This window comes from Trinickia fusca (assembly GCF_003628145.1).
Taxonomy (GTDB): Bacteria; Pseudomonadota; Gammaproteobacteria; order Burkholderiales; family Burkholderiaceae; genus Trinickia; species Trinickia fusca.
Genome location: NZ_RBZV01000002.1, coordinates 874,882 through 888,665, shown reverse-complemented (window position 1 = coordinate 888,665; position 13,784 = coordinate 874,882). Strand labels below are relative to the sequence as shown.

General features: G+C 65.9%; 12 protein-coding genes. 11 read left to right on the top strand and 1 reads right to left on the bottom strand.

Annotation, left to right across the window (positions count from 1 at the left end; genetic code table 11):
• Nucleotides 1–87 precede the first annotated feature (87 nt).
• The 8 genes from dapB (at nt 88) to D7S89_RS08710 (ending at nt 8,469) form a co-directional block, all read left to right on the top strand.
• The gene (gene dapB / locus D7S89_RS08745; protein ID WP_183085130.1) at nt 88–885 is read left to right on the top strand and encodes a 4-hydroxy-tetrahydrodipicolinate reductase; all 798 of its coding nucleotides are present in this window, start codon (nt 88–90) and stop codon (nt 883–885) included.
• An 8-nt stretch (nt 886–893) separates the two neighbouring features.
• Nucleotides 894–1,595 carry a MotA/TolQ/ExbB proton channel family protein gene (locus D7S89_RS08740; RefSeq protein WP_121277204.1) on the top strand — a complete coding sequence of 234 codons (702 nt, stop codon included), beginning with the start codon at nt 894–896 and terminating at the stop codon, nt 1,593–1,595.
• A 39-nt stretch (nt 1,596–1,634) separates the two neighbouring features.
• Nucleotides 1,635–2,096 carry an ExbD/TolR family protein gene (locus D7S89_RS08735; RefSeq protein ID WP_121277203.1) on the top strand — a complete coding sequence of 154 codons (462 nt, stop codon included), beginning with the start codon at nt 1,635–1,637 and terminating at the stop codon, nt 2,094–2,096.
• 146 nt (nt 2,097–2,242) lie between these two features.
• Nucleotides 2,243–4,843 (top strand): leucine--tRNA ligase, encoded by a 2,601-nt coding sequence (gene leuS, locus D7S89_RS08730; RefSeq protein ID WP_121277202.1) that lies wholly within the window; start codon nt 2,243–2,245, stop codon nt 4,841–4,843.
• Nucleotides 4,844–4,897: 54 nt separating this feature from the next.
• Nucleotides 4,898–5,455, top strand: coding sequence for an LPS-assembly lipoprotein LptE (locus tag D7S89_RS08725; protein WP_121277201.1), 558 nt, complete (start codon nt 4,898–4,900; stop codon nt 5,453–5,455).
• 39 nt (nt 5,456–5,494) lie between these two features.
• Nucleotides 5,495–6,586: a DNA polymerase III subunit delta gene (holA, locus tag D7S89_RS08720; RefSeq protein ID WP_121277200.1), complete on the top strand. Its 1,092-nt coding sequence runs from the start codon at nt 5,495–5,497 to the stop codon at nt 6,584–6,586.
• A 160-nt stretch (nt 6,587–6,746) separates the two neighbouring features.
• Nucleotides 6,747–8,033 (top strand): glutamate-5-semialdehyde dehydrogenase, encoded by a 1,287-nt coding sequence (locus tag D7S89_RS08715; RefSeq protein ID WP_121277199.1) that lies wholly within the window; start codon nt 6,747–6,749, stop codon nt 8,031–8,033.
• Between the two features lie 13 nt (nt 8,034–8,046).
• On the top strand, nt 8,047–8,469 hold the full coding sequence (locus D7S89_RS08710) for a CopD family protein (protein ID WP_121277198.1): 423 nt from the start codon (nt 8,047–8,049) through the stop codon (nt 8,467–8,469).
• 90 nt (nt 8,470–8,559) lie between these two features.
• On the opposite strand, the gene D7S89_RS08705 is transcribed toward D7S89_RS08710, so the two are convergent.
• Nucleotides 8,560–9,414 carry a MurR/RpiR family transcriptional regulator gene (locus tag D7S89_RS08705; RefSeq protein ID WP_121277197.1) on the bottom strand — a complete coding sequence of 285 codons (855 nt, stop codon included), beginning with the start codon at nt 9,412–9,414 and terminating at the stop codon, nt 8,560–8,562.
• Between the two features lie 260 nt (nt 9,415–9,674).
• Here D7S89_RS08705 and edd point away from each other — a divergent pair, with 260 nt between their 5' ends.
• The 3 genes from edd to D7S89_RS08690 all read left to right on the top strand — a co-directional run bounded on the left by edd (nt 9,675) and on the right by D7S89_RS08690 (nt 13,780).
• Nucleotides 9,675–11,567, top strand: a complete 1,893-nt coding sequence (gene edd, locus D7S89_RS08700; protein ID WP_121277196.1) for a phosphogluconate dehydratase — start codon at nt 9,675–9,677, stop codon at nt 11,565–11,567.
• An 11-nt stretch (nt 11,568–11,578) separates the two neighbouring features.
• Complete coding sequence (gene eda / locus D7S89_RS08695; protein ID WP_121277195.1) at nt 11,579–12,214, top strand: bifunctional 4-hydroxy-2-oxoglutarate aldolase/2-dehydro-3-deoxy-phosphogluconate aldolase; 636 nt, start codon at nt 11,579–11,581, stop codon at nt 12,212–12,214.
• A 204-nt stretch (nt 12,215–12,418) separates the two neighbouring features.
• Nucleotides 12,419–13,780 (top strand): GntT/GntP/DsdX family permease, encoded by a 1,362-nt coding sequence (locus tag D7S89_RS08690; protein WP_121277194.1) that lies wholly within the window; start codon nt 12,419–12,421, stop codon nt 13,778–13,780.
• Nucleotides 13,781–13,784 lie beyond the last annotated feature (4 nt).

The following is a 13,784-nucleotide window of genomic DNA, read 5'->3' as shown; positions in this document are numbered from 1 at the left end:
CCGCCCGCCTTTGTTTTTGGCGGCGGGGCAGGGCAATGCGCCGCCGCATCGTGGTTTCCTGATATTGAAAGTGGGGGCATGTTGCCGATGAAGATCGCTATCGCAGGCGCATCGGGCCGGATGGGCCGGATGCTGATCGAAGCCGTCCTGAACGATCCGAACGCGACGCTGGCGGGTGCGCTGGAGCGCAGCGGTTCGCCGCAGCTTGGCGAGGATGCGGGTGCGTTCCTCGGCAAACGCACGGGCGTCGCGATCAGCGACGACATCGACGGTGTGCTGTCCGGGGCGCAATGCCTGATCGATTTCACGCGCCCCGAAGGCACGATGGTCCATCTCGAGGCCGCGCTGCGCCACAACGTGAAGCTCGTCATCGGCACGACCGGTTTCGAGGACGAACAAAAGGCGGCGCTGCGTGCGGCATCCGCGAAGATCGGCATCATGTGCGCGGCCAACATGAGCGTCGGTGTGAACGTCACGCTCAAGCTGCTCGAGTTCGCGGCACGCTTTTTCGAGACCGGCTACGACATCGAGATCGTCGAGGCGCACCATCGCCACAAGGTCGACGCGCCGTCGGGCACTGCGCTGATGATGGGCGAGGCGATCGCGGGTGCGCTCGGGCGCAAGCTCGACGATTGCGCCGTCTACGGCCGTCAGGGCATCACGGGCGAGCGCGATCCGTCGACGATCGGCTTCTCGGCAATTCGCGGCGGCGATATCGTGGGCGATCACACGGTGCTGTTCGCGGGCACCGGCGAGCGCATCGAAATCTCGCACAAGTCGTCGAGCCGCGTCTCGTACGCGCAAGGCGCACTGCGCGCGGCCCATTTCCTGGCCACGCGCGAAGCGGGCTGGTACGACATGCAGGACGTGCTCGGGCTGCGCTGAAGGCGCGCATGGAACACGCCGGCATGCTCCACTACCTGCAAACGAGCGACGCCGTGACGCACGGTGTCGCTTATCTGCTGTCGGCGATGTCGGTGGCGAGCTGGTGCTTCCTGATCGTCAAGGCCTGGATGCTGAGTCGCGCGAAGCGGCAGGCGCCGCGCGCGCTGGCGTTGTTCTGGCAAGCGCCCACGCTGTCCGATGCGGTGCTCGCGCTGCGCCGCGCCGATCGTGAGCGCGTGTTCGTGCCGCTCGCCGAAGCCGCCCTCGACGTCTCCGAGGCGCACGCACCGTACGCGCTGCTCGCGCGCGTCGAGCACGGCGAGCGTGTGACGCGGGCACTGCGTCAGGCGCTCATGGCGTCGCAGCGCCGGCTCGAGTTCGGTCATGTGCTGCTCGCGTCGATCGGCAGTACGGCGCCATTCGTCGGCTTGCTCGGCACCGTTTGGGGCATCTATCACGCGCTCGGCAGCATTGCGGCGAGCGGGCAGGCCATGATCGAGAGCGTCGCCGGGCCCGTCGGCGAAGCCCTGATCATGACCGCGTTCGGGCTCGTCGTCGCGATCCCGGCTGTACTCGCCTACAACGTGCTGGGCCGCATGCAGCGGCACTTGTCGGACGAATTGGACGGCTTCGCGCACGATCTGCGCGCCTACGTCTGCGCGTCCGACACGGCAGTGACAGGTGTCGCGCCGCGTACGCGGCACGAGTGAACCGCGCGTCGACGCGCGTGACGGCAACGGAGGGCAGGCATGGGATTCGGCGGATTCGAGAAAAAGCCGGCCAGCGCGCCGATGTCGGACATCAACATGACGCCGCTCATCGACGTGATGCTCGTGCTGCTCGTCATCTTCATCATCACGGCGCCGCTCTTCACGCATGCGATCCGGCTCGACCTGCCGAAGGTCGCTGCGGCGCCGGCGCGCCAGCTGCCGCAGACGATTTCGCTATCGATCGACGATGCGGGGCACCTGTTCTGGAACGGCAAGCCCGCGACGTTCGAGGCCGTGCGTGCCGGTTTCATCGATGCAGGCAAGCGCGCCGAACCGCCCGAAGTGCATTTGCGGGCGGCGCGCGCCACGCGCTACGAGGTCATCGCGCAGATCATGGGGGCCGCGCAGCAGGCCGGCCTGGAGCGCATCGGCTTCGTCACGGAGCCGCCGCCGGCGAGCCCGTCCACCCACCCCGCACCGGCGGGTGCCGCGAAGCCGTAGCGGCACGACGTTCAGCCCGCTCGCCGACGGTATAATCGACCCTTTCCCCGCGAGAGGGAAAGCGCTTATCGACCCTTGCGGCGCTCAGGTGCCGCTCAGTGCGCCTGGCGCTCGACGCCCGAAGACAGCCTAGCCCGAACCACGCCATGCAAGAAAAATACTTACCCGCCGACATCGAAGCCGCCGCTCAGGCAGAGTGGCGCGCCTCCAACGCCTACTTGTCGACCGAAGCGGCCGGCAAGCCGAAGTTCTATTGCGTCTCGATGTTGCCGTACCCGTCGGGCAAGCTGCACATGGGTCACGTGCGCAACTACACGATCAACGACGTGATGTACCGCTATCTGCGGATGAACGGGTACAACGTGCTGATGCCGATGGGCTGGGACGCCTTCGGCATGCCGGCCGAGAACGCCGCGATGGCCAATGGCGTGCCGCCCGCACAGTGGACCTACGACAACATCGCCTACATGAAGGGGCAGATGCAGTCGATGGGGCTCGCGATCGACTGGTCGCGCGAGGTGGCGACCTGCAAGCCTGACTACTACAAGTGGAACCAGTGGCTGTTCCTGAAGATGCTCGAGAAGGGCATCGTCTACAAGAAGACGGGCACGGTGAACTGGGATCCGGTCGACCAGACCGTGCTGGCGAACGAGCAGGTCATCGACGGGCGCGGCTGGCGCTCGGGCGCCCTGGTCGAAAAGCGCGAGATCCCGATGTACTACATGCGGATCACGCAGTACGCGGACGAGCTGCTCAATGATCTCGACACCCTCGGCTGGCCCGAGCGCGTGAAGATCATGCAGCAGAACTGGATCGGCAAGAGCTACGGCGTGAACTTCGGCTTCCCGTACGAGCTCGACGGCGAGCGCAAGCTGCTGCGCGTGTTCACAACACGTGCCGATACGATCATGGGCGTGACCTTCTGCGCGATCGCGGCCGAGCATCCGCTCGCCGCACGGCTGGCGCAGGGCAAGCCCGAGCTGCAGGCGTTCATCGACGAGTGCCGGCACGGCGGCGTGGCCGAGGCCGACATCGCGACGATGGAAAAGAAGGGGATGGCCACGGGCTTTTACGTGACGCATCCGCTGACCGGCGCGCAAGTTCAAGTGTGGATCGGCAACTACGTGCTGATGAGCTACGGCGAGGGCGCCGTGATGGGCGTTCCCGCGCACGACGAGCGCGACTTTGCGTTCGCGAAGAAGTACGGTCTGCCGATCAAGCAGGTCATCTCGAAGGCCGGCTGCGACTACTCGCTCGATGCCTGGCAGGAGTGGTACGGCGAGAAGGACGCGGGCGTGTGCATCGCGAGCGGCAAGTACGACGGCCTCGCCTACCAGGAAGCCGTCGATGCGATCGCGGCCGATCTGAAGGCGCTCGAACTCGGCGACAAGCAGGTCACCTGGCGTCTGCGCGACTGGGGTATCTCGCGTCAGCGCTACTGGGGTACGCCGATTCCGATCATCCACTGCGCAAGCTGCGGTGACGTGCCGGTGCCCGAGAAGGATCTGCCCGTCGTGCTGCCCGAAGATCTCGTGCCGGATGGCACGGGCAATCCGCTCGCGAAGTCGGCCGCGTTCCTGAATTGCACGTGCCCGAGCTGCGGCGCGCCGGCCAAGCGCGAAACGGACACGATGGACACGTTCGTCGATTCGTCGTGGTACTTCTCTCGCTACACGTGCCCCGACGCCGACACGATGGTCGATGCGCGCACCGATTACTGGATGCCGATGGATCAATACATCGGCGGCATCGAGCACGCGATCCTGCACCTGCTGTACTCGCGTTTCTGGACCAAGGTCATGCGCGACTTCGGTCTCGTGAAGTTCAGCGAGCCCGCGAAGAATCTGCTGACGCAGGGCATGGTGCTCAACGAGACGTTCTACCGTGAGGACGCGTCGGGCAAGAAGACCTGGTACAACCCGGCCGACGTCACCGTCACGCACGACGACAAGGGGCGCCCGATCGGCGCGACGCTCAATGCGGACGGCCAACCGGTCGTGCTCGGCGGTATCGAGAAAATGTCGAAGTCGAAGAACAACGGCGTCGACCCGCAGGTCCTCATCGATCAATACGGTGCCGACACGGCGCGTTTGTTCACGATGTTCGCAGCCCCGCCCGAGCAGCAGCTCGAATGGTCGGGCGCTGGCGTCGAGGGGGCGAGCCGCTTCCTCCGCCGTGTGTGGTCGTTCGGTTACGCGAACCTCGAAATGGCAGGCGTAGCCGTGCCCTCGACATTCGAGGGCGTGTCGCTGTCGGACGCCGAAAAGGCGCTGCGCCGCGAGATTCACAGCGTGCTCAAGCAAGCCGACTTCGACTATCAGCGTCTGCAATACAACACGGTCGTGTCGGCGGCGATGAAGATGCTGAACGCGCTCGAAGGTGCCAAGCAAGCCCAACCCGCCGTCGTGCGCGAGTGCTACGGTATCCTGTTGCGCGTGCTGTATCCGGTCGTGCCGCACGCCACGCACGTGCTGTGGCAGGCGCTCGGCTACGTCGACGCGTTCGGCGCGCTGCTCGATGCGCCGTGGCCGAAGGTCGACGAGAAGGCGCTCGAGCAAGCCGAAATCGAACTCGTGCTGCAGGTGAATGGCAAGGTGCGGGGTGCGGTGACGGTCGCCAAGGATGCACCGCGCGAGACGATCGAAGCGGCCGCGCTCGCGCACGAGATGTTCGAGCGCTTCAGCGAAGGCAAGAGCCCGAAGAAGATCATCATCGTGCCGGGTCGCCTCGTGAACGTTGTCGTCTAAGACGTCAAAGACCGCAGACTCGCTTTTGCGTTACAGCCAGAATCAGGAGCCAATGTGATTCGCCGATCGTTTCTCGCTCTCGCGTTCGCTTGCGGCGCGCTGCTCGTCAGCGGCTGCGGCTTTCAGCTGCGCGGGCAGCAGAACTATGCTTTCAAGCGGCTCGCAATCGTCGGTGCGCCGGCACCCGTGGCCGCGCGTCTGACGCGTATGGTGCAAGGCGGCAGCGACACCGTCGTCGTCAGCAATCCGGCCGACGCCGATGCCGTGCTGTCTTTGAGCGAAGGGCGCGGCTCCTCCGTGCTGACGCTCAATTCGCTCGGCGTGGCGCAGGAGTACCAGCTCAACTACTCGCTGAGCTACACGCTCGTTGGGGTCGACGGTACGGTTCTGATTCCGTCGAGCGCGATCGGGCTGAACCGCGCGATGACGTATAGCGATCAGTACTCGCTGGCCAAGGCGCAGGAGTCGGATCTGCTTTACGCGGACATGGAGAACGACGCCGTCGATCAACTGACGCGGCGTCTCGCTGCCGTGCACTCGCTGCATCCGGCACCTGGGGAGCAAGCGCCTGCGGTTGCTCCGCGTGCGCCGTTGCCGCCGCCGCCGCTTTGATCGGCCGCGTCTTCTTTCACCACTACCGGCTTTAACCGCATGCAACTGCGACTCGACGCGCTCGAACCGCATCTGGCCAAGGGGCTCGCGCCGCTGTACGTCGTGTACGGCGACGAGCACCTGCTCGCGCAGGAGGCGTGCGACCGCATTCGCGCGGCCGCGCGCGCGGCTGGCTTCACCGAGCGCTCGGTGTTCACGGTTGAGCGCAGCTTCGACTGGAGCACGCTGCTCGGGGCGAGCCAGTCGATGTCGCTGTTCGGCGACCGTCAGCTCGTCGAGCTGCGGATTCCGTCGGGCAAGCCTGGCAAGGAAGGGGCCGATGCGCTGAAGACGCTGGCGGCGTCCACCAATCCCGACGTGCTGACACTCGTCACGTTGCCGCGTCTCGATGCGGCAACGCAAAAGTCGGCATGGTTCACGGCGCTCGCCGATGCCGGCGCCGCGCTGCGCATCGATCCTGTCGAGCGCGCGCAGCTGCCGAACTGGGTCGCGCAGCGTCTGGCTCAGCAAGGGCAGCGCGTGGCGCCCGGTGAGGACGGCAAGCGTGCGCTGCAATTTGTCGCGGAGCGTGTCGAGGGCAACCTGCTCGCGGCACACCAGGAAATCCAGAAGCTGGGGCTGCTCTATCCCGAGGGCGTGCTGAGCTTCGAGCAGATCCACGATGCGGTGCTCAACGTCGCGCGCTATGACGTCTTCAAGCTCAACGAGGCCATGCTGGCCGGCGACGTGGGGCGGCTCGGGCGCATGCTCGACGGCCTCAAGGGCGAAGGCGAGGCCGCCGTGCTCGTGCTGTGGGCGCTTACTGAAGAATTACGCACGCTGTTGCGCATCAAGCGCGGCGCGGCCGCTGGCAAGCCGCTGGCGATGCTGCTACGCGAAAACCGCGTCTGGGGGCCGCGCGAACGGCTCGTCGGGCCGGCGCTCTCGCGCGCGACCGAAGCGGTGCTCGAAGAAGGGCTCACGTTGGCTGCCGCGCTCGACCGGCAGGTCAAGGGGCTCACGGGCAGCGTGCCGGGCGGGCGCAAGCGCGACGCGTTGCCGCCGGACCCATGGGATGGCCTGTTCGAACTGGCTGCGCTGGTCGCGGCGCCGGGCAAGCGCCACGCGCGCAGCCGTCGCCCTGCGGCGTGACCGGTCCGATAGCAGTATTGGTATCGGTATCGGGCGATGACGGCTGAATCGATACGCATCGGGCGCCAGCCGCCGCATCCGGCTTACAATCGATACGTCTTCTCAATCTGCGTCGTCAGCAATCGAAGCGCGCTTTCGCGCGCGAGCAACGAGAATCATCATGGATATCGACGAGTACATGACGGGCGTGGGCATGCGCGCCCGCCAGGCATCGCGCGCGATGGCGCGTGCGGGGACGGCCGCGAAGAACGACGCGCTCGAAGCGATTGCTTGCGCGATCGAGCGCGAGGAAGCGGCGCTCAAGGCAGCGAATGCGCGCGATGTGGCCAGTGCGCGCGAGAAAGGGCTCGACGCAGCTTTCATCGACCGGCTCACGCTGTCGGACAAGGCGCTGCGTACGATGATCGAGGGCTTGCGGCAAGTGGCGGCGCTGCCCGACCCGATCGGCGAAATCGGCAACCTCAAGTACCGCCCGACCGGCATCCAGGTCGGCCAGATGCGCGTACCGCTCGGCGTGATCGGCATCATCTACGAGTCGCGCCCGAACGTGACGATCGATGCGGCGGCGCTGTGCCTGAAGTCCGGTAACGCGGTGATCCTGCGCGGCGGCTCGGAGGCGCTCGCCTCGAACACGGCGCTTGCCGCGTTGATCAAGGAGGGGCTCGCACAGGCAGGCCTGCCGCGCGACGCCGTGCAGGTCGTGGAGACCGCCGATCGTGCCGCGGTCGGCAAGCTCGTCACGATGACGCAATACGTCGACGTCATCGTGCCGCGCGGCGGCAAGAGCCTGATCGCTCGGCTCATGGAGGAGGCGCGCGTGCCGATGATCAAGCACCTCGACGGCATCTGCCACGTCTACGTCGACGACCGGGCCGACATCGCGAAGGCGCTCGCCGTGTGTGACAACGCGAAGACGCATCGCTACGGCACCTGCAACACGATGGAGACGCTGCTTGTCGCGCGCGGCATTGCGCGTGCGGTGCTGCCCGCGCTGGCGCGGGGCTATCGCGACAAGGGCGTCGAGCTGCGCGTCGATGCGGCTGCGCGGGCCGTGCTCGAAGGTGCCGAAGGGCTTGATGCGACGATGCTCGCGCTCGTCGATGCGACCGAAGAGGACTGGCGCACCGAATACCTTGCGCCGGTGCTCGCGATCAAGATCGTCGACGGCATCGACGACGCGATCGAGCACATCAACACGTATGGCTCGGCGCACACCGACGCGATCGTCACCGAAGACCACGACCGGGCGATGCGTTTCCTGCGCGAAGTCGACTCGGCGAGCGTGATGGTGAACGCTTCTACGCGTTTTGCCGACGGCTTCGAATATGGCCTCGGCGCTGAGATCGGCATCTCGAACGACAAGCTGCATGCGCGTGGCCCTGTCGGCCTCGAGGGGCTGACGTCGCTGAAGTATGTCGTGCTGGGGCACGGGGAAGTGCGTCGATAACTCACCAAACACAATGCCGATGCTCTGGATCAAAACCTTTCACATTGTTCTGATCGCCTCCTGGTTCGCCGGGCTCTTCTACCTGCCGCGCATCTTCGTCAATCTCGCGATGGAAACCGAGCCGGCCGCCGTGCGCCGGCTGCTGACGATGGCGCGCAAGCTGTATCGCTTCATGTCGTTCATCGCGGTGCCCGCGCTCGCGTGCGGGCTGTGGCTGTGGCTCGTGATCGGCATCGGCCGCGGACAGGGTTGGATTCACGCGAAGGTCGGCGTGGTCGTGCTGCTGATCCTCTATCACGTCTATTGCGGGCGTCTGCTCGCTACCTTTGAGCGCGGCGAGAATCGCCGCTCCGACCGCTGGTATCGCTTCTTCAACGAGCTGCCCGTGCTCGGCATGCTGGCGGCCGTCGCGCTCGTCGTCATCAAGCCGTTCTGAGTCGTTCTGAGTCGTTCTGAGTCGTTCTGAGGGAAGGTGCCCCGAGTCCGTCGGCGGCTTCCTTCTCCTCTCCAGCGTGCTTCCGTTCGCCTAATCCTGTTCCTCTTCCTGAGCGTCGATACGCCGGCGGGTAATCGTCGCTTTCGCGCGCCCGAGCTTGTCGACGAGCTCGGGCCCACGACGCAGCGCGACGCCCACGGCCAGGATGTCGCCGATCGCCAAGTGCGACATGCGTGAGGTCATCGGCGAAAAGATGTCGGCCTCCTCGGCAATGTTCGCGCACAGGCTCACGCTTGCGAGCTGCGCGAGCGGCGAGCTGCTGTGCGTGATCGCGATCACTTTGGCGCCGCAGGCGAGTGCCGAGCGCGCCGCATCGACGATGTCGCGCGTGCGGCCCGTATTCGAGATCGTGACGACCACATCGCCTGCACCCAGTAGTGCAGCAGACATCGAGTACGTGTGCGGGTCCGCATAGGCCACGCTCGGAATGCCGAGGCGGAAGAACTTGTGCTGAATGTCCTGCGCCGCGATGCCCGAGCCCCCCGCACCGTAGAACTCGATCCGCGAGGCCTGGGCGAGCAGGTCGATCGCTTTGGCGATGCTCGTGGCCGACAGGCTGTTGCGCACTTCGATCAGCGCGCCGATCGTCCGGTCGAACACCTTCGCCACGACGCCAGGCGCCGGTTCATCGGGCCGCACGTCGCGGTACACGGACGGCAGGCCCGGCGCGATGCTCTGCGCGAGCCGGATTTTGAACTCGCGAAACCCGCCGCAGCCGAGCGCATGACAAAAGCGCGCGATCGTCGGCTGGCTCACGCCGGCGCGCTCGGCCAGTTCGGTCATGGCGAGATCGAGCACCTCTCGCGGCGTCTCGAGCACGTAGTCGGCCAGCTTGCGTTCGGACGGGCGCAACTGCGCGCGCATCGCTTCGATTCGGGTCAGCATCGTCAATGACGCCGCGGGTCACGCGGCGGGAAATCAGCGTCGGCCACCAGTATCGTCGTTTTGATGTAGAAAATCTACATAACCATGCTACCGATCGGCGGGTTTGGATATTGCTGGCGGTTTCTTTGGTTATGTGGGCGAGGAATCATCAGATTTGCTCCTGATTGCTGTGATGTAGTTTTTCTACTAAACTCGTCGACGACTCAATCGCCTGTCGCGGCTCAAGCCGTGCGATTCTTTTCTGGAAGGAGCGTCCCCTCATGGTTTCGCCGCATCCCACTCTGATCCAGGTGACTCGGCGCGTCGTCGAGCGCAGCAAGCCGACACGTTCGGCTTACCTCGCACGCATCGACGCCGCGCAAGGGCACTTTCCGGCACGCGGCACGCTCTCGTGCGCCAATCTCGCACACGGCTTCGCCGGGCTCGAAGGCAACGACAAGTTCGCGATCAAGGCGCTGCGACAACCCAACATCGGCATCGTCTCGGCGTACAACGAGATGCTGTCGGCCCACGCGCCGTACGAGGCTTTTCCCGACATCATCAAGCGTGCGGCGCGCGAGCGGGGCGGCGTCGCCCAGTTCGCGGGCGGCGTGCCCGCCATGTGCGACGGCATTACGCAGGGCAACGCCGGCATGGAGCTGTCGCTGTTCTCGCGCGAAGTCATCGCGATGAGCACGGCCGTTGCGCTCACGCACAATATGTTCGATGCGGCGCTGTGCCTGGGCGTCTGCGACAAGATCGTGCCGGGTCTGTTGATCGGCGCGCTGCAATTTGGCCATCTGCCGACGATCTTCGTGCCAGCGGGCCCGATGACGAGCGGGCTGTCGAACGACGAAAAGGCGAAGATCCGCCAGCAGTTCGCCATGGGGCAGGTGGGCCGCGATGCACTGCTCGAAGCTGAAGCCGCCGCGTATCACGGGCATGGCACCTGCACGTTCTACGGCACCGCGAACAGCAACCAGATGCTGATGGAAGTGATGGGCTTGCACCTGCCGGGCTCGGCATTCGTGCATCCGCATACGCCACTGCGCGATGCGCTGACGGCGGCGGCGGCGCAGCGCGTGCTCGAGCTGACGGCCGAGGGCAGCCACTACACGCCGATCGGCCATGTCGTCGACGAAAAAGCGATCGTCAACGGCATCGTGGCGCTGCTGGCAACGGGCGGTTCGACGAACCATACGCTGCATCTGGTCGCCATCGCGCGCGCGGCCGGCATTCTGATCGACTGGGACGACTTCGACACGCTGTCCCAGGCCGTGCCGCTGCTTGCCAAGATCTATCCGAACGGCAAGGCCGATGTGAACCACTACCACGCGGCGGGCGGCATGGCCTTCCTGGTCCGCAACCTGCTCGAGGGCGGATTGCTGCACGACGACGTGACGACGGTGGCTGGCAAGGGGCTGCATCGATACACCGAAGAGCCGCGTCTGATCGATGGCGCGCTCAAATGGGTGCCGGGCCCCGAGGCGAGCGGCGACACGAATGTGCTGCGGCGAATCGGCGATCCGTTCCAGGCCGATGGCGGCCTGCGCCTGATGCAGGGGCGGCTCGGGCGCGGCGTCATCAAGATTTCGGCCGTGGCAACCGAGCACCGCACGGTACGTGCGCCGGCCATCGTGTTCGATTCGCAAGAGGCCGTGCAGGAAGCGTTCGACAACGGTGAACTCAAACGCGACTTCGTCGCCGTCGTGCGCTTCCAGGGAGCGCGCGCCAACGGTATGCCGGAGTTGCACCGTTTGACGCCGCTGCTCGGCGTGTTGCAGGATCAAGGCTTCCATGTCGCGCTCGTCACTGACGGGCGCATGTCGGGTGCCTCGGGCAAGGTGCCGGCCGTGATTCATGTCTCGCCCGAGGCGCTGCTGGGCGGGCCGCTCGGCAAGGTGCGCACGGGCGACACGCTCGTCATCGACGCCGAGCGCGGTGTGCTCGACATCGAGCTCGACGAAGCCGAGTGGGCCGCGCGCGAGAATGCGGTGCCGCAGCATCAGGCACACAACGAAGTCGGCTTCGGCCGCGAATTGTTCGGCGTCTTCCGGGCGGCTGCGGCGCCGGCCGAGATGGGCGCCTCGGTGTTCGGTCCGCTCGTCCCGCAGGGACTTCCGTTGGCCGTAGGTGAGCCGGCCGAAAAACACGTTCACGCCGCACAGCGATAAGGAGGGTGCAAATGAAAACGATTGACGAGATTGTCCGTCTGGGCCCGGTCATTCCCGTGCTCGCGTTCGATTCGGCCGAGCAGGGCGAACACGTGTCGCGCGCGCTCCATGCGGGCGGCGTGAAGGTACTCGAAATCACGTTGCGCACCCAAGCGGGCCTGCAGGCCATCGAGCGCGCAAGTCAGCTTGCGCCCGACATCGTCGTCGGCGTCGGCACGATTACGAAGCCCGAGCACTGCGCGCTCGCCAAGAAGGCCGGCGCGCAATTCGGCGTCTCGCCAGGGCTCACGAAAGACATGCACCAAGCCGCGCAAGACGCGGGGCTGCCGCTGCTGCCGGGCGTCATGACGCCGACCGACATCCTCGTCGCGCTCGAGCTCGGCTACGAGATCGTCAAGTTCTTCCCCGCGCAGCAAGCGGGCGGCGTCGGCATGCTGCAGGCTTTTCACGGTCCGTTCCCGACGCTCAAGTTCTGCCCGACCGGTGGCATCACGCCCGAGACGGCGCCCACGTTCCTCGCGTTGCCGAACGTCGTGTGCGTAGGGGGCTCGTGGCTGACGCCGAAGGCCACGCTGGCCGCCAAGAACTGGGACGACGTCACGCGCCTGGCACGCGCCGCTTCCGAACTGGCCGCGCATCAGAATTAAACGCTGCGCCGCATCAAGCGGCCTTTCTCGCCTGCTGTCGGCCCTCACATTGCATGTGTTTTCGCGCGCGATGTGAGGGTTTTGTTTGGTGGAATCGTTTCTGTCGACGCTTCGTCACGCCGTCTACAATGCTGCGACGGCCTCACGAGGGCTCCGTGAGTGCCGTCCAAGTCCTCATTGCATGACCCGTGAAGGAGACAGTACATGGGATCGGTCCACGGCGGACTCTTGCTCGTCTATGCGGTCATCGCCATCGCGGCGCTCATCATCCTCATCGCCCGCTTCAAGGTCTATCCGTTTCTGGTCCTCATCGTCGTCTCGCTGCTGCTGGGTCTGGCGGCCGGCATGCCGATGGACACGATCGTCAAGGCGTTCGAAACCGGCAACGGCGGCACGCTCGGCCATATCGCCGTCGTCGTGGGCCTGGGCACGATGCTCGGCAAGATGATGGCCGAGTCGGGCGGGGCCGAGCGCATCGCGACCACGCTGATACGCTGGTTCGGCGAGCGCAACATCCACTGGGCGATGCTGTTCGTGGCCGTCATCGTCGGCTTGCCCGTGTTCTTCGAAGTGGGCTTCGTGTTGTTGATCCCGATCGCGTTCAACGTCGCCAAGCGCACCGGCAAGTCGCTGCTGCTGATCGGCTTGCCGATGGTGGCGGGGCTGTCGGTCGTCCATGGGCTCATTCCGCCGCATCCGGCCGCGCTGCTTGCCGTGCAGGCCTACGGCGCCGACGTCGGCAAGACGATCGCATATGGCCTGATCGTCGGCGTGCCGACCGCACTCGTCGCCGGGCCGCTGTTCGCGCTGTTGATCTACCGTACCGTGAAGCTGCCCGAGGTGAACCCGCTCGCCGAACAGTTCGTCGAGCGGGGCGACGACGCAGCGCGGCGCGAGTTGCCGGGCTTCGGCATCACGGTGCTCACCGTGCTGCTGCCGGTCCTGCTGATGCTGCTGGGCAGCTGGGCCAATCTGTTCTTCGCGCCGAAGTCGTTGCCGAACGATCTGCTGCACTTCGTCGGCAATTCCGACGTCGCGCTGTTGATCGCGGTCTTCTTCAGCTTCTGGAGCTTCGGGGTGCGGGGCGGCTTTTCGCGCGAGCAGATCCAGAAGTTCTGCGGCGAATGCCTGGCGCCGATCGCCGGCATCACGCTGATCGTCGGTGCGGGCGGTGGCTTCGGCGGCGTGCTGCGCGAGAGCGGCATCTCGCAGCAGATCGTGGCGGTCGCCACGCAGGCGCATCTCTCGCCGCTGCTGTTCGGCTGGTTCGTCGCCGCGCTGATCCGTCTGGCGACGGGCTCGGCGACGGTGGCGATGACGACCGCATGCGGCATCGTCGCCCCGATCGCCGCCGCGGGCGCCGTGCACGTGCGGCCCGAGCTGCTCGTGCTCGCCACCGGTTCGGGGTCGCTGATCTTCTCGCACGTGAACGATGGCGGCTTCTGGCTCATCAAGGAATACTTCGGCATGACGGTCGGGCAGACGTTCAAGACGTGGTCGCTGTGCGAGACGATCATCTCGGTGCTCGGTCTTGCGTTGACGTTCGTGGCTGCGGCGGTGCTGTAACGGA